Raw genomic sequence first — 19,292 nt, forward strand, 5'->3', positions numbered from 1 at the left:
AATACAGGTGATATTTGGTTAAGTATTTATAAATGTGAATATCGGCAATATAAATTTATATTAAATGGATCTGGTTACGGAGAGCATGTCATATCTTACTGATCTTATAAATTTTGTGATACTAAATACAAACACTATGAGCAACAGTAATGAACAATTTAAAAATGAAAGTGGAATGGGGCCCAAAAAGAAGGTGGTTGCGATTCCGGAAAAAATTATGCACCACAGTTTTTATAACAATCCTGTGTCCAACCATTTATACATCACAGAAATGGGATACCTGCAAGGTGCTGCAGATTTTCGTACCTTACGTGAACATGGCTGCCCGGAAATGGTGATTGTCTTATGTATTAACGGGAAGGGTTTCATGGAAGCGAATCTTGAAGAGCACCTGGTTTTACCTGGTCAGTTTTTTATTCTTTACCCGAATGAAAGACATCGGTATGAAGCAGATAGTGTTGACCCCTGGAGTTTTTACTGGCTGAAGCTCGGTGGTATGGATCTCGCTAATTTCTGCAGACAGCCAGCGCTGCAAAGCTGCAATAAACCTGTGTATGTAAAGGATATGTTGGAGGTGCACAAGCTGGTTAATTCCTTGCTTGTAACGCTGGACAACGGATGTACCGAAGAACGTTTAATTTATGCTAACCTTACATTGCAACGGGTACTGGCCATATTGATCTATGGCGTGGAGGAGTGCGTAGAAGAGAATCCAAATTTGTCAACCAGGGCAATCAAGTTCATGAAAGATAACATCGAGACAAGGTATTGTCTGGCCGAACTTGCGGACGAATTTTTTAAATCTCCGTCCCAATTTTCATTTCTCTTTAAACGAGAAATGGGTATTTCACCCATGGAGTACTTTACGCTGTTAAAAATGCAGCATGCCGGCAAGTTGCTTCACAATACAAATCTGAAAATTTCTGAAGTAGCATTGAACATTGGTTATGAAGATCCGTTCCACTTCTCAAAATTATTTAAGTCGGCCATGAACCTTTCTCCGGATCAGTACAGGCGGAAGCTTAAATAAAAAAGCCCACCCGCTTTCGCAGATGAGCCATCCTCCAAGATTTTTCTATGCGGACTCTAAATCCTCTTTATCTTTTTCGAAATCGAAGCGTAAAGCCTTTGATGAGTTTCTCTAATCCGGCTCTCCGAAATGCAGTCGAGGATGTTGATGCCGTACTGGAAGCAATCGAAGTAGTCTTCGACTATAAATTCCTGCCATGAGGTAGCTGTATGATTAAGATATGCATCTACAGCTTCTGAAAATTCTAATTTTTCCATAGGTTGGTTGATTTAGATGGTTTCCCTTTTATCATATATGTGTGGGATGGAGAGCAAATCTCCTAAACAAATCAGGAATATTTTTTTTTCTGCGGTTTGAATTAAAAATACTCCCTGCCTGGAGACCAACCAATATGACAGGGAGATATTTTTAGGACTGTTGACCTTTAGAATCGTCCCACATTCTGGCAATCAGCTGCATGATGCGATCGCTGATGCCTTTTGCTTTTGCATCTTCGACAACTTCGGAGATGTCACAGTTGTACCTGCAGTAGTGACAATAGTCTTCTACCATAAATTTTTGCCATTTGTTGGCAGTATTTGCCAGGTATGCATCTACTGCCGCTGAAAATTCTATGTTTTCCATATAAGCTGTTTTATAATAGGTCGCGAAAATGAACATGATCTCCTATGCCAGAAGAAAATATTTTTTATTGCATCCAGAAAAACGATGTAAAAATAATGAGATAGATTTGATTTTAACGGTTTAGTTGACAGAAAAACACCTATCAATGGGGTGCCAGGCATGTTACTGGTTTTTTGAGTAAGTTAAGGCATCAGGGTCATCATGATCAGGGCCTTGCCGAGGAATTCGCGCAGGCTGGAGAATGAGGTGAGCAACTGGTTCTGCACGGTCTTCTGGGAAATGCCGAGGATCTCACTGATCTCCCTGGTGGTTTTTTCATCCATATACTTCATCTCGAAGATCGCCCTGCGTTTATCGGGCTGCATGGTCATCCATACACGGATGCATCCCTTCAGTTCCTTCTCTGCAAACAGGGAATCTGCCTGCAGGGTAGACAAGATCATATGCTCCAGCGGTTCCTCAAACTCGGGCGTAGCCCTCCCCTTTTTGTATAACATGAACACCTGGTACCGCACGGCGGTGAGGAGATAAGGATAGATATTCTGGATGTTTCTCTTGCCCCGGGATGTCCATAGATTGGAGAAGACATCCTGCACGATCTCTTCGATCTTTTCAATGCTTTTGAGACGCTTATAGGTGTCATTATAGAGCCTCCTCCAGTATCGTTCATAGATTTCATCAAAGGCCTCCCTGTCGCTCTCCACCATCATGGTAACGAGCGTGTTGTCATTGAAGCTTTTATATTTGGCTAATCTTCTAATCATACTCTTTCTCGTTTAATCGGGTACGACAGATAGTTGAAAATGATCGCGAAAAATGAGTTAAGCATCTACTAATCAATATAATAATAAATCACGAATTATTTTACATATATCACTGGGACATTTGACCCGGTCAATACTCCCGGAACGCGGATCAGGGCATCACGAGGATGGTTCTCCCCTCGATTTTGAAATGCACGGATTCCGTGAGTTCTAACTTCCTGAGTACCTTGGAAACATTGCTGTACTTGGATAAGGTGCCGCTGAAGAAGAGCTTGTTCTTCTCGTTGAGTCCTTTGTACTGGATGTCCACATCGTACCATCTGGCGATCTTCCTAAGGATGCTCTCCAGTGATTCTTCATCGAACATAAAGTATCCGTTTTTCCAGGAGATGGCTTCGTCGATATCAATGTTCCTGACCTTAATGGCGGACTCAGGTTTCGCTGCGCTCAGGATAGATTGTTGTCCGGGAAGGATGGTGATGTTTTTATTGGAACTCAGGTTGGTGACTCTCACGCTGCCTTCGATCAGACTTGTTCTGGTGCTTGGTTCATCATCGTAGGAGTTGATATCGAAGTGTGTCCCCAGGACTTCCACTTCCTGATGACTGGTGACTACCCTGAAGGGTTTGGATTTGTTGTGGGCGACCTCGAAATAGGCTTCGCCATTGAGCTCTACCCTGCGTTCTTTACCCTCGAAACTGAGTGGGTATTTTAAAGAGGAAGCTGCATTGAGCCAGACTTTGGTGCCATCGTTTAGTGTTAACTGGTACTGCCCGCCATTGGGGGTTGCTACGCTGTTATAGGCGATGACGTTGGATGTCTTTTGTCCCTGGTAGATGAGTTGTCCTTCGGTAGTTTTGAGGATGCTGGTTCCTCCTTCGTTAGCGATGGTTCCGTTTTTGGCATCGGTAAGGGAGATCTTCTTGCCATCGGCCAGAGTAAGGACGGCCTTATTTCCCCCCGGTGCGACATCAGCCACCATGACTTGCCGACTAAACTGTTTTACTTGTGGCTGCCTGGAATGATAAAAGTATAAACCTATCGTAGCAGCCAGCACGACACTGGCTGCTATTGACAGGTATGTCCAGGGTACAACGGGGTAAAACTTATCTTCCTGGTCAATTTTGGTATCAATCGCTAGTTTGAGCCGGTCGTGGATAACCCTGACTTCGGCTTTGTCGACGCTGTCAAGGATATCCGGTTCCGCGGAGAACAGATCAAAATATTTTTCAACGGTAGATGTCTGTTTCTCTGTCGCTGTTCCATCTAAATAACTCTCAACCAGACGTAAAAATTCTTTTTTATTGGGTGTGTTCATAGCCTATACCTTTACAGTATATGCATGTTACCACTTCTCCTATGCGGAATGTAATTTTATTTTCCGTCGCTCTCCCGGATCTTTTTCATGATGCGGGCGAAGATGCGGTCGCCAATCTCCTTGACTTGTATCTCAGGCACGGCGTCGAAGATGTCGAAGCAGTATTCGTAGCTATTGTAATAGTCTTCTACAATAAACTCCTGCCATGGGTTAGCTGTACACGCCAGATATGCATTAACAGCTTCAGTAAACTCTGACTGTTTCATACTCAATTGTTTACTGTAGAGTTTATATAATTAGGAATTTCTCCTATGTGACAGGTATTATTTTTTTGTTGCAGCAGTGACATTTTGATAAACATCAGTATAACTGAGGTGAACGTATGCTTGGGCGTGGTGAACAGCATTATCGTAACCAGGAATATAATTCTATAATTTATTCTTTCAGTATTTTTTTTATTATAGAATATTCGATACTTTAGATATCACTTTCACAATTTATGAGGAGGGGTATGAGGAAGCTTATTTATAATATCAAAGTGCTTCGGGAGACCGCAGGGCTGTCTGTCGAGGAGTTAGCGAAGGAGTTGGGGACGACTCCGCGGGCGTACCAGAATATGGAAACGGAACAGGCAGATCTGACGTTGTGGCTCTTCAGGAAGTTGCTGCGGTTTTATAAGATCTCGGCACTGGAACTGGTGGAGCTGGGCTTTACGCAGGAGCAGATTAACATGAAGTATCTGACTGCAGGTGACTTGGCGGCGCATCCCTTGGGGCGTGAAGAGGTTGCGGTGCAGCTGGAGATCGCGGATGTGTTAAGGCATATCATTGAGCTGAAGATGCGTGCGCATTCGAAGTTTATTGCATTTAACCCGAATTAGTTTAATATATTTCTTTATTATTAACATTTGTTTGCATTTGGTTATATTTGCAAATGCTGATTAAAAATGAAGATGTTTTATGGAAGGGTCTTGTGAAGGCTTGCTTCCCGGATTTTATACGCTTTATTCATCCTGGGATCGACTTACTGATCGACTTGGACCGGGGCTGGGAGTTTCTGGACAAGGAGCTGCTGCAGGTGTATACACCTACGGATCGTATGCATGCGCCCAGGACCGTAGATAAGCTGGTGAAGGTTTACCTCCGGGAGGATCCCTCGGATTGGGTGATCCTTCATTTTGAGTTTCAGGCGGCCTACAGAAAGGATTTCGCGCATAGGATGTACACGTATTACTATCGCCTGATGGATAAGCATAACAAGGAGATTTCCGCATACGCGATTTTTACGGAGGCAAGTGATGTACAACGCCCGGCACAGTATGTAAGGTCTTTCCTGGGCACGGAGCTCTCCTACCGCTTTCATACTTTCAAAGTTACTGAACCTACAGATGAGGAGTTATATGCCCATGAGAATCCGTTTGCGATTGCAATTCTGGCGGCGAGGATCGCTGGAGCCTGCAGGCATATCAGGTATGACCTGGAGCGGGATTGCGCCGTGCTTTCTCGCAAGATCGAACTGATTAAATACCTGCTGAGTAAGGGCCTGCCGCAGGAAACGGAGTTCGCGCTGCTGCATTTTATTAGTTTCTATGTTATTTTGGAATTTTCAGAAACACAAGGTATATTTGATAGGGAATTACATTTATTAACTCAAAACAATGATTTTATGAATATCGAAGATCAAATTAGAGAGATTACCTGGGATAAAGGTGTGGCGGCAGGGAGACGGGAAGGTAGAGAAGAAGGTAGGTTGGAAGGCAGAGATGAAGGTAGGTTGGAAGGTCTTGTGGAGGGGGAGCAAAAAGGCAAATTGAAAGGCAGAGATGAAATTCTTGTTGAATTGGCAGGACACTTAATTCTTAATTTAGGGTATACAGATGAGCAAGCTGCAAGTGCTTTAAAAGTTCCTGTGTCATTTGTCAAAAAATTTCATCAGTAAAAATGGGTGTAATCGTGAGAAACACATACTATGATTACAAAACATAAAACTATGAGTGCAGATGATCGAATCAAAAAGATGATTTATGGTGATGATTACGCAGATATGTTGCGGAGAGAGAAAAAAAGGGCCAAGGCGACAGAGAATTACAAAACTATCGGCGAGTTAAAGGATCACATGATCTATAACTTAGGTTACACAAAAAGACAAACTGAAGAAATCTTCAGCGTCACTGGTAAGTATATCAATAAGTTTCTTGAGCGAAAGAAATTCTGAAGCTCAGCGCTAAATAGTGGATTTTTAAGAGGTTTTTTGAGCTTCGATTTTCCATGAAGCTTCTGTAGACGTATTAAAAATACATCTGTTGCTAGAATCATTAAGAGGTTTTTTGACCTTCGATTTTGTCGTGAAGTTTCTGCAAGCGTACTAGAAATACATCCGCAGATTTTAAGGTGCCGTTATTTTTCAAATAACTGAAGTGCGACTGAAGAAAAAGCGGAATATCTTCGATAACTACGCCCTGTTCTAATTCAACTTTTTCGGGCAATTCGATTCCTGCAAAGTATGCTTCTAATTCTTCTACTGACATGCCGCTAAGTTAAAAGAAAATTCACCTATTCTGAAATTGATCAGGAAAAATCAGGCGGGACTTGAGTAGTCGCCGCCGGATTTATTTTTTCACAGTGATTTCAGGTTTCAAAGCCAAACTTACCTTGCGAGCAGGTCTGGGTGTTTTTTTAAGCATCAATTAAAAACTCTGTTCGTCGGCACTTGGACCGTAGGTGCCGGGAATCGGGATGTCCAGCAAGCGCAAATACACCCCTAGTTGCGCACGGTGATGGATGGTCTGGCTCAAGGCATGACGTATCAAGCCCCCCTTCGTTAATGACATCAGCACTTCTTCGCCACTCTTCAGCAACCACGTTGGTGATAAGCTTGCCTCAGTTGCAGCTTGCAGCTGCTCCTTCGCCCCTGCCAGTGATTCATTGAAAAGCGCAAGTAAATCCTGATTACTGTTTATTACTGGTGGCTGATAGGTGCCCGCCTGAAAATCAAGCTCATCACTGTTGAAGGCCATACTAACCCATGATGGCAGCTCTGCGATATGACCAGCAAGCTGCTTCATCGTCATGCTCTTTTCATGAGGTCGCCAGTCGTACTTGTCTTCAGGAACACGTTCCAGCATTTTGAACGTTACAACAGATTCGTCTGTGAGTTCTTTCAGAAATTCTTTTGGTGTAGACATATTTTGTTTCTTTTGGTTTATAGGTCAAAGAAACAAAGTGCTGGTGACAGCTGTATGTCAGTAGTGTTTGGGGAATGAGATTTTTTTTGAGATTGCCGGGAATAACTCAGTCAGCAACTCATCTGAAATACGCCAGTGACAGCTAGTTTTGTGGCAAGTGAAGACTTTTTGCCGCTGAGCAATGTAAGTTTAAAATGTTTGAGCTTCTTAGTGATACCTGTAAATTACTCATTACCGCAACTCACCCGAAATTTGCCAGTGACAGCCAGTTTTGTAATCTGGTTTGTGGCAAGTGAAGATCTTATGCTGCCGAGAGTGCAAGTCTACAAAGCTTTAAGCTTCTTAGAAATACCTGTAAACAACTCTCTCACTCTTTTCTTCGTGGCCTCCGACTTCAAGACAACGGCATAGTCTGCGAAACTCATAAACCACCGTGCAAAACCTTCAACCGACATCGTCAGAAATTGCATCTCCACTCCTTCCGGTGTATCCTTTTCAGCTACATAACCCTGATAGAACTTCTGCTCGCCGAGATGTAATGACGCTTTATGATCGACGAGAATCGTCACTTCCTCCAATGGGATTTCTTTATGCTGATCATGGAGATAGCTTTTTAGCGAGGGATGCTGGTCTTCGTAATGCTCCTCAGTGGTGGCGATGTCAAGAATCCTGTCAAAACGGAAATCACGATAACCTTTGCGCAGTCGGCACCAGGCAATGAGATGCCAGTAGTTGTCGAGGTAGAAAACACCGACAGGCTCAATAAAACGTACGTTCCGCTCCTGCTTAAAATACGAAAAATAGTCCAGCCGCAAGATCTTCTTCGCCGCCACAGCGTCGAGAATAGTTTGCAGACGGTTATGCTGCAAACTCATTTCCGGCACGCGGTTGGTCTTGACGACTTCTATGCGGTGATCGATATGTTCGAGGTAATCTTTGTCGGCCGTCCTCAGTACTGCCCGGATCTTATCCAGTGCCTGAGTATAGGAGCTGCTATTATTAGACTCTGTGAGATTTTTCACCAGCTTCTCCGCTGTGATAAAAGCCGTTGCCTCTTCGCGCGTAAACATGACCGGGGGTAGTCTGTACCCTTCCATCAAGGAATAACCAACTCCCGCTTCGCCAATCACAGGAATCCCCGCTTCTTCCAGCGATCGGATATCTCTGTATACTGTGCGCAGACTGATCTCATAGCGGTCGGCAATATCCTGTGCACGTACTACCCTGCGGGATTGCAGCTGAATAAGTATCGCAGAGAGGCGGTCGATTCGGTTCATGAACCAAATATCTTAAAACTATCAGGTTTATTACAAGAATAATTGCCCATAATCAGTACGGAGGCCTTTTTAGATATTAAAAAATCGCTATTATTACCTATCTGATAACGCATGTTGATATAATTGATATAATCAAACAATAGAGTTCGCTTAAAAACGAAGCTCGATGTTATTATTTGATATATAATCAGACAAGTCAGATCTGCAACACAATATGGTGAAGTTGAAATGATTAAAATAATTATCAAGCACACAGGCAGTAATTATTAAAATCATCAAAGGCTTCATCAGACAACTAAAAACACTCGACACATAGATGAAAATCCTTTTTAAAAACCTCACTTTTTGGGTGCTGATCGCCATTATTGCAGGCATTATACTCGGTCACTATGCTCCGGCGACAGCAATAAAAATGGAGATCGTTGGAAAAACCTTCGTTGACATCATCAAACTGTTTATTGGTCCAATAATTTTCCTGACAATAGTGCTGGGAATCAGTGGCATGGGCGACCTGAAGAAGGTTGGACGTATCGGATTGAAGTCGCTGATTTATTTTGAAGTGCTCACAACCTTCGCGCTGGCAATAGGTATTGCTGTTGCTGTGCTGATTCAGCCTGGAAAGATCAGTAAAACGGGTTTGCAGGAACAGGATCCCTCGAAATATACACAGGCGCAAAGCGCAGCCGGCTTCGACTGGGGGCAATTCTTTATGTCGAACTTCACACTGCAGGTATTGCTTGTAGCGATTATCGTTGGTGTAGTGCTGAACTTCTCCAAACATCGCGAGGTCGCAGTGGCGAAATTGAGTGTATTATCAAAACTGGTTTTCAAGGGATTAAAATATGTGATGTACCTTGCCCCTCTGGGTGCTTTCGGCGGAATGGCCTATACCATAGGAAAGTTTGGTCTGGAAACATTGGTGCCCCTCGCGAAACTCATGGGAACCGTATATCTGACAATGTTCATGTTCGTATTCCTTATATTGGGAGGTATACTTCGATATTATAAAATGAGTATTTTCAAGTTCCTGAAGTATATCAAAGAAGAACTTCTGCTGGTGCTTGGAACATCCTCTTCTGAATCGGCATTGCCGACACTGATGCTGAAACTGGAAAAATTGGGTTGCAGTAAATCGGTTGTTGGATTGGTGGTGCCTACAGGCTATTCTTTCAACCTCGACGGGACTTCCATCTACCTCTCCATGGCGGTGATCTTCCTTGCGCAGCTGTATAATGTCCATCTCTCCCTTGCGGAAATGGCGAGCATCATCGGGATCCTCATGATCACTTCCAAAGGTGCCGCAGGGGTTACAGGAAGTGGATTTATCATCCTGGCATCTACCCTAACGGCGATTCACAAGATCCCTGTTGAAGGATTGGCTTTCCTGCTCGGCGTGGATAAATTTATGAGTGAAGCCAGAGCGATCACGAACATCATCGGTAACGGCGTCGCGACAATTGTAATTGCCAAAAGTGAAAATGAGTTTACTGCTACCGCAGAAGGTATTTAATAAATAAAAATTGTCAGTGAATATAATTTTTTGCTATCATTCAAATTGATTTAATAATTTTTCATGTCTTTGCTGTATCGCATTTAACCTCGCAGCATCCCTTCGAAAAGCACGTGGCCTGACAACAAACCACATCACTGCCACATAAATTCCAAAAGTGGAATATACAACAGTGAACCATGTAGGGTATTTATAGATTAGCTCGTAAATATAGAGCATGTATCCTGCCGAATATCCTGCCAGGACATATATCATAGTTCTGGTATAATAGTAAACCTGGTTTTTGCGGGTTTGCTCCAGAAAGGCAATAAACTCAAGATTATTACTATCATCCAGTTGTCTGAATCTTTTTATTGACCTGAAGTTATTTATTGCCAGCCACAGACTTGCCAAAGCCATTAAGCTTCCTCCTATGTAGGTAGTCCAAAGCCTGAAAGAAAAGATGCAAAGTACAGCGATAAACAGTACACATAAAATCAATGAGGATATAATCACTAACCACTTATTTCTCAATTTCTGACCGCGAAAGTTACTGATCAGTTTCAGCATTTCTTCTGAACTGGGCAGGGTCTTGGTATCTGCCGCATGCCATATGGCTTTGAAATCATCTAAATTGTCCATGAGCCTTAAATTTTTGTGTCAGTTTTTCTTTGATACGGTGAATTTTCACACGGATGTTTCCGCTGCTAAGTCCTACAACAGAGGCGATCTCTGCCTGAGCTAAACCCTCGAGCTCCAGTGAAATAATAATACGATCAGTTTCATTAAGTTCAGCTATACATTGATATAGAAACTTTAGCTTTTCTTCTTTTGAATCTACTCTGGGTTCCGCTAAATTAAAGGGAAGCTCTTCGGATGGCATGCGTTTGGCGACTTCCATCGCACGCAGGCAACGGTTTGTAGCGATCCGGAATATCCAGGTGCTGACCTGCGATTGCTGCCTGAAGCTGGGTAAGCCCTGCCAGACTGCAATAAAGGTATCTTGAAGCAGGTCTTTCGCATGTTCAGGATCATTGGTATAACCCAAACAAACCCGGTAGATTTGTGGGGAATAACGTCGATAAATTTCATCAAATGTTTGCATTAGCCAGCAGAAGATACAATGTTTTTTAAATTTCTGCCGTGTTAGATACAGGGAGGATGGAAATGTTACATGTTTTATTTGATGATCAATTTATCAGTATTTACGTACTCAATACAACTTTTCCGGATCGCGGAATCCGCCAGCGCACAACAGGGTTAAAATGATAACCTCCCTTGGATTCTCTGGCGGCAGCAAGCTCCTGATATGAAGGCTGCACGTAACCCGTTTCATCAATCGCTCTACTCATGATCTCGGTTTCTTTGCCCTCCCATTTCCAGAGATAGCGGAAGGCCGTATGCGCTTTGTCCAGAACTGGCCCCTGCAACTCTGCATTGACCCATGAGCGTCCGTCATCAACGCTGACTTCCACTCTGATGATCTTACCGCGACCTGTCCAGGCGATGCCTCTGATCTCTACCCAGCCGCGTTCCAGCTGTGTGGGGAACGATGGAAAAGTGATGATCGAGCGGGCATCCATGACGAAACTGAACTGCCTGATCATGCCTCCTTTGACGCTTTCAGTATATTTTGAAGTCTCTTCGCGGGTCATAAAAGGGGCGTCTGAGAGTTCAATCCTGCGAAGCCACTTCACAGAGGTGTTTCCCTCCCATCCCGGAAGGAGCAAACGTGCCGGATAACCTTGTTCAGGTCGTACAGCCTCGCCATTTTGTGCGTAAGCGATCATGGCGTCGTCCCAACCTTTGCTGACAGGGATACTCCGGGTCATGACTGATGCATCACCGCCCTCGGCAAGAAACCAGCTGGCTTTATCGCGGACACCCACTTCGCGGAAAAGAGTAGATAACATCACGCCCGTCCACTCGCTCTGGCTTGTTAAACCACAGATTTCCTGCGGAGACATCTCTTCCTTCCCGGAACGGTAATTTCCGGAACATTCGATGAAGCAGGTTTTGGTCACGGAAGGGAATCGCTTGAGGTCTGCCAGACTGAAAACCAGAGGCTTGTCGACCATCCCATGAATAACCAGTTCGTATTTCGCAGGGTCGATATCGGGGATTCCACCATGGTGACGCTCGAAATGCAGAGCCGATGGAGTAATTGTTCCGTAAAGATCCTGCAGCGGTGTGCGCGAAGAGGTCAGCGTAGGTAATCGTTCTACTTTCTCGTATGGGGAAGGCATCCCCGAGACACTTGGTGTTCTGCCGGGAACTTTTGTCGGGTCGGCAACTATCAGCGCTTCTTTGACCGAAGTGGAATCTGTCAATGGAGGTACGATGGATTCCGGGACCGCCGCCTGCACCATTTTACCCAGTGAGGTTTGCACCATCACGACGGCTGCTGTTGCTGCTCCGCCCAATAACCACTTCCTGCGACTGATTTTGCGCGCTGTAAATAAGTTGTGCTCTGACCCTTCTTCTTTCATTTTTTGTATCTATTGCTCCCTTCATCAAAGGGAAAATCTGTTATCTAAACTGGTTTCGATCAGCGAAGCAATCAAGGGGTTAATTGATTTGCCTGTTCTGGCAATCGCAATTACCTCAATTCAGCTCCGCCTTTGCGGTCGTCTTCTACAAACTTCTTCTTTGAAGGCATCACGATCTGCGGTAATGACTGCTCAGTAACTATTGTATTTTCGGAAATGATATGATTTCGATATAAAAGATAAGCCGTTAGATCATATACCTCCTGATTTGATAAGGAGCCTGGTGCATTGTAAGGCATTGCGCGTCTGACATAATCAAAAATCGTTGTAGCATATGGCCAGTAGGTGCCAATAGTTTTGGAACTTCTGTCGCCCTTTTCTCCTGAAGACTTCTTAGCAGATGCTTTTCCTTTTGATGATGCCTTTGCATTACCGGATGCTTTCACCTCTGATGATGCCTTTGCAAAAGCAGCTTTTTCTGAAGAAGCCACCACTCCGTTGCTTGCCCCTTCCGCTCCAGGAACTTCATTCAGGAAGAGCGCTTCGCCCAGCAGCGGCGTCTCGGTTTTCTCGCCATTGCCATGACAGGCGATACATTTTGCTTCGTAGATCAACTTCCCGGCTGCTGATCTTCCGGTACCAGCGGGTAATCCCTTGCCATCAGGGCGGACATCGATATCCAGTGCAGCTATCTCTTCCGGCTTTGCCGCCCTCCCGATCCCAAACTTGTCGGGGTGTTTGGACCTGCTCCGGTTGATGGTAGTCACGATGATAACCACTGCTGAAATGACAAAAAACAGCAGGGCTACCACGTAACGGTTAATCAAGATTCTTTTATACATTGATATCTATATTTATCAATTATTAAATCGGAGCGGCGTCACCAAATAATAAGAAAGCGATAATCAGTGTCACGATCACATTGAATAACTGTGCGATAAGGAAAGCATACAGCGGTTTCTTGTTTTCGTTTTTGAACAGGTCCTTGAAGTTGGTTTCCAGTCCGATGCTCGTGAAAGCCAGCGTAAACCAGGTGTTCTGCAGGTTCTTCAGGCTGTCCTTTACAGGCGCAGCCGCCGCAGGTGACAGGAAGAAAGAGAATAACAGCGAGGCACCGATAAAGGCAAGTACAAATTTCGGAAACCTGTCCCAGATTACTTTTAACGTAGGTTTTTCCGTCGATTCTGCACCTTTAGCGGTCTTGTTGTACGACCAGTAGATACTGATCGCGAAAGCCGCAATCCCCAATAATACATTCTGTGAAAACTTCACGATTGTACTGATCTTGAGTGCTTCTTCGCCCACAAGTGTTCCCGAAGCCACTACAGCACCGGTTGTATCGATACTTCCACCCAGCCAGGCACCGGTTACCTGTTGCGGGAAGTTGAAAAACGCTGCGATATAAGGCATGAAGATCATCATCGGGATCGCCGTAATTAATACCATGGAGATCACATATGATAGTTTTTTTGAATCACCTTTGATAGCTCCGGAAGTTGCAATTGCTGCAGATACCCCGCAGATAGAAACTGCACTGGAGATCATCATCGTCAGCTCGTCGTCTACCTTCAGTTTTTTACACAGCCAGAAGGCAAAATACCACACGGAAAGTACCACTACCAATGCCTGGATGAGCCCCAGGGAACCCGCTTTGAGGATATCGGAAAAGATCACTGTAGTACCCAGAAGCACGAGTCCGATTTTCACAAACAGCTCTGTAGATAAAGTGTCCTTGAACCACTGAGGGAGTTTGAACAGGTTGCCGATGATCAGTCCCACAACAAGGCTGAAGATCACTGCTTCGAGGTTAATCGATTTAATAAAAGTATTGCCGGCGATGATCAGTGCCAAAATGGTAAGCACATAAATTGCAGGAAAACTTATCAAAAAATTCTTTACATCCTTCCCGGTGATAATGGCACCGAGGGCACCCACAATCATGACGAATATCAGCTGGATCAGCAGGGTGGTCAGATTACCGGCATTGAGCACATTGCCGCTCAGCTCTGCTGTTGTGCTCCATTTATAAACCGGAACGGGCACCACGTAAAAGAAGAGAGCAGAAAAGATGACCAGTGCACCGAGAATTACTACGGTCCAGTCTTCATGTAATGTAAAACGGGTAACTTTAGACGTCATTAGGATTGAGATTAGGGGTTTTTAGATTAAAAATATCGGCACATGCCTGCACTGCTGCATAGTATCCGCACATGCCATGAACACCTCCTCCGGGAGGCGTGGATGATGAACAAATGTATATTCCCTTTGCGGAAGTCCGGTATGGTGATAACCTCAGCGCTGGCCGGGTGTATAACTGCCCGATATCAATGATACCTCCATTGATATCTCCGCCGATATAATTAGGGTTATACGCTTCAATTTCTGCGGTATTCATGGTGTTTTTTGCGAGAATCGTATCCCTGAAACCGGGTGCAAAACGCTCGACCTGCTTTTCTATGGCTTCGGTCATGTCTTTTACAGAGCCATTCGGCACATGGCAGTAAGCCCAGGCGGTATGTTTGCCGGATGGGGCGCGACTATCATCGAACACACTTGGCTGTGCCAGCAGGACAAAAGGTTTCTCTGCATGTACGTCGCGGGCCGACTGCTGTTCGGTACGGGCGATTTCACCAAAGGTATTGCCGATATGTACTGTTCCTGCACGGCGGGTTTCCTCAGCGAGAAAAGGAATAGGCTCTGACAGGGCCCAGTCGACCTTAAACACGCCCATGCCGTAGCGGTAGTTATTGAGTTGCCATTTGTATAAGGCAGAGAACTTATCCGGCGCCAGCTTCAGCATCTGCTTCGGCGTGAGGTCGAGGAATATCGTTTTTGATTTTGGAAGTTCGTCGAGCGACTTAACCATCCAGCCGGTCTGGATTTCTCCGCCGATGGAACTGAAATACGAAGCCAGTGCATCGGCTACGCTTTGGGATCCCCCCTTCGGCACCGGCCAGCCGTGGACATGCCCGACAGCGGAAAGGACCATGCCGATTGCTGCCGTAGCGAGGTTACTCAGCGGCTGTATAGAGTGAGCGGTCATCCCGGCCCAGAGTCCTTTGGCCTTCTCGGTGGAGAATCTTTTGGAAATCATTTCGGCCGACTGCAGGGCCTTGAGCCCGAAGCCTGCCAGCAGAAAAGGATGTTTCGGGAATTTCAGGGGTGAAAGAATGCTGTCCACCAGCTTGTCCCAGTCGCGCACCAGCGGACCGATCAGATCAAGGTAAGCCTGTTTGTCGGGCCCCAGTGCTGCAGCGGTTTCCTCAATGGAATGCGAAAGAAAAGCCGCCGTGCCATCATCGTAAGGATGTGCCGCGGCAAGTCCGGGTTGAATGAAATCGAGTCCGTGCTGCTGCAGTGGCAGCGATGCAAAGAAGGGCGAAGCTACCGCCATTGGGTGAATGGCAGAGCAGATATCGTGTTTGAATCCCGGGAGGGTCAGTTCCGCCGTCCTCAATCCTCCCCCAATGGTGTCTTTACCTTCGATGAGCAGTACGGATAATCCTTGTTGCTGCATGGTGATGGCGGCGGCAAGTCCGTTAGGGCCTGAGCCCACCACTACAGCATCGTATGTTTGACTTTTTATATTCATTTAATATTTTCCTGCACTCAAGGTACTAGGTTTTAAGGCATATTGTCTGTTTACACGATGTAAAATCACAGAAACAGAGTCTTTATTTTCGTTTATACCTTTTAATATTACGTCTTTTCCATCAATAGTGCTGTAATGCAGCACCATTCTTTTTCTTCCTGATTCCAGTTTACGCTCGGCAGTGATGCCTTTGAGGCGGCGACCGGTGAGGCCCGCAGGGTCTACCTGCGCATATTCCTGTGCATCTGTGAGGAAGTTGGCTTGTTTCGTTTCGAGCTCGGCTGTTGACTTTTTGCGCTGCTTGCGATCATTTGATACTAGTTGCGCTTTTTGATTAGATTGACTGTCAGCACCTTGATCATTTGATAACTGTTGAGCGCCTTTTGATAACAGTTGCGCATTTTGATTAGATTGGCTGTCAGTACCTTGATCATTTGATAACTTTTGAGCGCGTTTTGATACTTGCGGAGCAGTACCGGAGCCTGGCTCCTGCTGAGCTGCATTCCCTTTACGGCCTTTTTTGTTTTTGTCTCCTGCACGCAGTGCGGAAAGATCTCTGAACTTATCCTGCAGATACAAAATGTGATTCACAGTATCGGCTTCATAATAGAAGACCCTCCGGCCGCCACCGACACCGGCGATTTCGAAAGTTCTGTTGATATCTCTCATTGGCGATCCGCCTCCGTTTGACAGATCGAGCTGTACCGGACGGTTTTGCTTGAAGGTCAATGTAGTCCAGTTTTCGAAAGTCACATCCTGCCAGGCAAGCGAGTCCTGCGGAGAATATGGGATCACCTGGTTGTTCAACTTGAACTCCGAAACCTGATAGTATCCTCTCAGCGTGGGTACACCTTTAGCCGCCGGCTGTTTATAGGGATCATATAGGAAGTTATTCAGCTGGATATAAAAGAATACAAAAAGGAATAAAAAGATAACTCCAGCCTTTAAGGCAATCCGGGTTGTTTTTAGCCATTGGGCCATGAATTTTAGATTGAAGTTAACCGGTCTTGTATAACGTTCCAGTATAAACAAGTTATAAATTTGGGGTATTTCTTTAGCAATGATAAAAGCTGCGAAAAGCACGAAGTAACTGCTGTAAACATGCACGCCGCCATCATAGGCAAAGTTCACATACACGATATCACCCAATGCCCCAAAGAGAATGATAGCCCCGAGCACTGCTGTTTTTCTGAAGAACAGTAATACTCCGGCGGTAAGTTCTACGACACCGGCAAAGACCTGGTACCAGGGTACGATACTGATCGATAACCAGTAGATTTTTTGTGCCGTGAGGTCGCCGAAATTGGTGTTCAGTATTCCTGTCGAAGGATAAGGCATCTGCACGGGCAGCACTTTGGTGAAGGCAAAGCCGATGATGCCAATTGCCGCGCGGTAGCGCACGATCACCGTGAGCCAGTAATACAGGACGTTGTACTCCCTGCGTTTTTTGTCGAGCGCCGTCCAGATGAGTCCGCCAACAGTGGAGACCGCCAGGAGGACGAGCCATTCGCCGTAACCGTAAAATCCTGCGCCTCTGATGAAGGAAGGCTGGTACCTTGCGATATCGTAAAGATCACGGTAGTGCAGGCTTGTCCAGTCGAACTGGAACCACTGCGTGTACCATCCCGGATTTTCCGGTATCGTCATCAGGATAAAGAAGATAAAGGCGATTCTGAAAGCTATCTTTTGATAAGATTTCCATACCAGCGGCGGCGCATCAGAAGCACTCTGCGGGCTGCTGCTGCCAGACTCTGCCTGTTGAACTTGCGCAGCAACTGCTGATCTGTTGACAGTGTTGGTTTGGTTAGCAGCGCTGGTTGGTTCAGCGCTTGCAGAAGCAGCATTTGTACTTGCTTGAGAGCTCGCAGCTGCTTGTTCCGGAGAAGCATCACCTGCAGATGAATTTGCACTGTTTGCATTTGTTGACGGATTTGCGTGTGCTTGTTCAGCAGAAGCATCACCTGCAGATAAACTTGAGCTGCTGGCTGAAGAGCCAGAACCTGTTCTGCCTGTTTTGTCAGGCTGGCTGCTACTAGTTTCAATATTTCCAGATATAGTATTGTTAACTGACATATCTTTGAATTTTTTAATGATCTTATAATTTCAAGCCCCTTGAGCGGCCTTTTTCTGCGGCTTTCAGCAAATATTTCTTCGGATTTTTCTGCAACACGGCTTCAACCTGTTCGCCATTCACTATACCACTGATCAGCACTGTAGAATCCGCAGCCAGCTGATACTTCAGCAAACCATCTGCTGCCTGATTCGCATTTCTGGATAAAGCTGAAGTTTTATCAAGGGCCGCATCTGCCGTCGTTTTTTCATGAACTGATGTATTGATCAATGACAACGTTTGCTGTACAGTATCGGCTTTGAAATTAAAGTATACCCTACCCCTTGTGCCTGTCGACTCAAAAGAGCTACGCTCAAGCCCTACCGGCACACTTTCTATATTATCATTTGATACTACGTCCGAATGATTAACCTTCACACTGAACGTCGCCCATTTCTCGAACACCACATCCTGCCAGCGCAAGGAATCAGTCAGTGAATACGGTCGATCCTCGCCATTCAGCTTAAATGATATCACTGTATATAATCCCTTTAATCCTTTGATACCTTTATCATGCGTAAAATGATAACCTCCTTTAACCGCAGCACCATGTGCACTAAAACCGTAGATCACTACAAAGACCAGCACCAGAGCCGATTTCAATACAAACCGTACCCTCTTCAGCTGGTCAGTCCATATCAGTGCAGGCTTAGCCGGAGCAACAGGCACATGCAACACAATCAAACTGATAATCCTTTGCAGGTCGTACACGATGAGGAATAAAGCTAGCGTCACCAGGTAAAAGCTGTACACCACCTCCCCACCTTCATAGGCTAGGTTAGACATAAATACATTTCCTGTGAAAAAGATAATAATGGTCGCCCCGATCACCGTAGTCCTTCTGAAGAGCAGTAAAATACCTGCAATCAGCTCCACTGCTCCAAGAAAAGCCTGATATCCCGGCACAATCCCCAGGCTCAGAGAAAACAACTTCCAGGTTGTAAAATCACCATAAGGTGTATTTAAACTACTCAGTGAAGGTGCCGGTGCCTGGATCGCAAATAATTTCAGAAAACCATACGCAATCAATGCGATGCCCAGCCTGTAGCGCACCAGTATCCTCAGCCATGCGTAAAGCCTTCTGTAAGCTTCCGTTTTTTTATCCAGAAGCGTCCAGATCACCGTGCCCGCAACCGCGACGATGAAAATAAAAAGCCAGTCGGCAAAAGTTGCCAGTCCCCAGTCCTGCGAATTGTAGCTCCCGGAGACAAACTGAGGCGTATATTTTGCCACTTGAAAAAGTTCAGCAAATCCCGCATCCAACCAGTTGATACTAAACAAATGGCGGTAATATTTCCAGTCGAGCGGAAATACCTGCAGGAAGAAATAGATAAAAGCGAGCCTGAAAAGTATCTTTTCATATCCTTTCCATGCGCTGTCCTGACTATTGATTTGATCTTTGAACATCTTATTTT

The 19,292-nt window shown here is 45.2% G+C and carries 21 protein-coding genes; 5 read left to right on the forward strand and 16 right to left on the reverse strand.

Annotated features, from left to right (window positions below):
* Nucleotides 1–136 precede the first annotated feature (136 nt).
* Nucleotides 137–1,030, forward strand: a complete 894-nt coding sequence (locus tag OQY15_RS01770; protein WP_265786987.1) for an AraC family transcriptional regulator — start codon at nt 137–139, stop codon at nt 1,028–1,030.
* 56 nt (nt 1,031–1,086) lie between these two features.
* Here the strand turns inward: OQY15_RS01770 and OQY15_RS01775 are convergent, their stop codons facing one another.
* From OQY15_RS01775 to OQY15_RS01795, 5 genes are all read right to left on the reverse strand, one after another.
* Entirely contained in the window at nt 1,087–1,287 is a 201-nt protein-coding gene (locus OQY15_RS01775) for a hypothetical protein (RefSeq protein ID WP_265786989.1), read from the reverse strand.
* A gap of 151 nt (nt 1,288–1,438) precedes the next feature.
* Complete coding sequence (locus OQY15_RS01780; RefSeq protein WP_265786991.1) at nt 1,439–1,654, reverse strand: hypothetical protein; 216 nt, start codon at nt 1,652–1,654, stop codon at nt 1,439–1,441.
* A 182-nt stretch (nt 1,655–1,836) separates the two neighbouring features.
* Nucleotides 1,837–2,418 carry a sigma-70 family RNA polymerase sigma factor gene (locus OQY15_RS01785; protein ID WP_265786993.1) on the reverse strand — a complete coding sequence of 194 codons (582 nt, stop codon included), beginning with the start codon at nt 2,416–2,418 and terminating at the stop codon, nt 1,837–1,839.
* 151 nt (nt 2,419–2,569) lie between these two features.
* Nucleotides 2,570–3,736 (reverse strand): FecR family protein, encoded by a 1,167-nt coding sequence (locus OQY15_RS01790; RefSeq protein ID WP_265786994.1) that lies wholly within the window; start codon nt 3,734–3,736, stop codon nt 2,570–2,572.
* 56 nt (nt 3,737–3,792) lie between these two features.
* Nucleotides 3,793–4,002, reverse strand: a complete 210-nt coding sequence (locus OQY15_RS01795; protein WP_265786996.1) for a hypothetical protein — start codon at nt 4,000–4,002, stop codon at nt 3,793–3,795.
* Nucleotides 4,003–4,247: 245 nt separating this feature from the next.
* Between OQY15_RS01795 and OQY15_RS01800 the strand changes: the two genes are divergently transcribed.
* The 3 genes from OQY15_RS01800 to OQY15_RS01810 are packed head-to-tail and all read left to right on the forward strand — an operon-like array spanning nt 4,248 to nt 5,950.
* The gene (locus OQY15_RS01800) at nt 4,248–4,616 is read left to right on the forward strand and encodes a helix-turn-helix transcriptional regulator (protein ID WP_265786998.1); all 369 of its coding nucleotides are present in this window, start codon (nt 4,248–4,250) and stop codon (nt 4,614–4,616) included.
* A 53-nt stretch (nt 4,617–4,669) separates the two neighbouring features.
* Nucleotides 4,670–5,674, forward strand: coding sequence for a hypothetical protein (locus OQY15_RS01805; RefSeq protein ID WP_265787000.1), 1,005 nt, complete (start codon nt 4,670–4,672; stop codon nt 5,672–5,674).
* Nucleotides 5,675–5,725: 51 nt separating this feature from the next.
* Nucleotides 5,726–5,950, forward strand: coding sequence for a hypothetical protein (locus OQY15_RS01810; protein WP_265787001.1), 225 nt, complete (start codon nt 5,726–5,728; stop codon nt 5,948–5,950).
* A gap of 100 nt (nt 5,951–6,050) precedes the next feature.
* On the opposite strand, the gene OQY15_RS01815 is transcribed toward OQY15_RS01810, so the two are convergent.
* The 3 genes from OQY15_RS01815 to OQY15_RS01825 form a co-directional block, all read right to left on the reverse strand.
* Nucleotides 6,051–6,263, reverse strand: a complete 213-nt coding sequence (locus tag OQY15_RS01815; RefSeq protein WP_265787003.1) for a hypothetical protein — start codon at nt 6,261–6,263, stop codon at nt 6,051–6,053.
* 159 nt (nt 6,264–6,422) lie between these two features.
* Entirely contained in the window at nt 6,423–6,920 is a 498-nt protein-coding gene (locus OQY15_RS01820; RefSeq protein WP_265787008.1) for a DinB family protein, read from the reverse strand.
* A gap of 323 nt (nt 6,921–7,243) precedes the next feature.
* A complete protein-coding gene (locus OQY15_RS01825; RefSeq protein WP_265787010.1) occupies nt 7,244–8,197 on the reverse strand; it encodes a YafY family protein in 954 nt (317 codons plus the stop codon).
* A 316-nt stretch (nt 8,198–8,513) separates the two neighbouring features.
* Between OQY15_RS01825 and OQY15_RS01830 the strand changes: the two genes are divergently transcribed.
* Nucleotides 8,514–9,707 (forward strand): cation:dicarboxylase symporter family transporter, encoded by a 1,194-nt coding sequence (locus tag OQY15_RS01830; RefSeq protein WP_265787012.1) that lies wholly within the window; start codon nt 8,514–8,516, stop codon nt 9,705–9,707.
* A gap of 36 nt (nt 9,708–9,743) precedes the next feature.
* Here the strand turns inward: OQY15_RS01830 and OQY15_RS01835 are convergent, their stop codons facing one another.
* The 8 genes from OQY15_RS01835 to OQY15_RS01870 all read right to left on the reverse strand — a co-directional run bounded on the left by OQY15_RS01835 (nt 9,744) and on the right by OQY15_RS01870 (nt 19,284).
* Nucleotides 9,744–10,328 carry a hypothetical protein gene (locus tag OQY15_RS01835; RefSeq protein ID WP_265787014.1) on the reverse strand — a complete coding sequence of 195 codons (585 nt, stop codon included), beginning with the start codon at nt 10,326–10,328 and terminating at the stop codon, nt 9,744–9,746.
* Nucleotides 10,312–10,791 carry a sigma-70 family RNA polymerase sigma factor gene (locus OQY15_RS01840; protein ID WP_265787016.1) on the reverse strand — a complete coding sequence of 160 codons (480 nt, stop codon included), beginning with the start codon at nt 10,789–10,791 and terminating at the stop codon, nt 10,312–10,314. The genes OQY15_RS01835 and OQY15_RS01840 overlap by 17 nt, the downstream gene beginning before the upstream one ends.
* Nucleotides 10,792–10,891: 100 nt before the next feature.
* On the reverse strand, nt 10,892–12,175 hold the full coding sequence (gene soxC, locus OQY15_RS01845) for a sulfite dehydrogenase (RefSeq protein WP_265787018.1): 1,284 nt from the start codon (nt 12,173–12,175) through the stop codon (nt 10,892–10,894).
* Nucleotides 12,176–12,285: 110 nt separating this feature from the next.
* Nucleotides 12,286–13,017, reverse strand: a complete 732-nt coding sequence (locus OQY15_RS01850; RefSeq protein WP_265787020.1) for a cytochrome c — start codon at nt 13,015–13,017, stop codon at nt 12,286–12,288.
* Nucleotides 13,018–13,039: 22 nt separating this feature from the next.
* A complete protein-coding gene (locus OQY15_RS01855) occupies nt 13,040–14,314 on the reverse strand; it encodes a putative sulfate exporter family transporter (protein WP_265787022.1) in 1,275 nt (424 codons plus the stop codon).
* Nucleotides 14,304–15,761 (reverse strand): NAD(P)/FAD-dependent oxidoreductase, encoded by a 1,458-nt coding sequence (locus OQY15_RS01860; protein ID WP_265788348.1) that lies wholly within the window; start codon nt 15,759–15,761, stop codon nt 14,304–14,306. The genes OQY15_RS01855 and OQY15_RS01860 overlap by 11 nt, the downstream gene beginning before the upstream one ends.
* A gap of 6 nt (nt 15,762–15,767) precedes the next feature.
* Nucleotides 15,768–17,840, reverse strand: coding sequence for a hypothetical protein (locus OQY15_RS01865; RefSeq protein WP_265787024.1), 2,073 nt, complete (start codon nt 17,838–17,840; stop codon nt 15,768–15,770).
* 22 nt (nt 17,841–17,862) lie between these two features.
* Complete coding sequence (locus tag OQY15_RS01870; protein WP_265787026.1) at nt 17,863–19,284, reverse strand: DoxX family protein; 1,422 nt, start codon at nt 19,282–19,284, stop codon at nt 17,863–17,865.
* Between the last annotated feature and the right edge of the window lie 8 nt (nt 19,285–19,292).

The sequence above is a fragment of the Pedobacter sp. MC2016-15 genome, assembly GCF_026239695.1.
Taxonomy (GTDB): domain Bacteria; phylum Bacteroidota; class Bacteroidia; order Sphingobacteriales; family Sphingobacteriaceae; genus Pedobacter.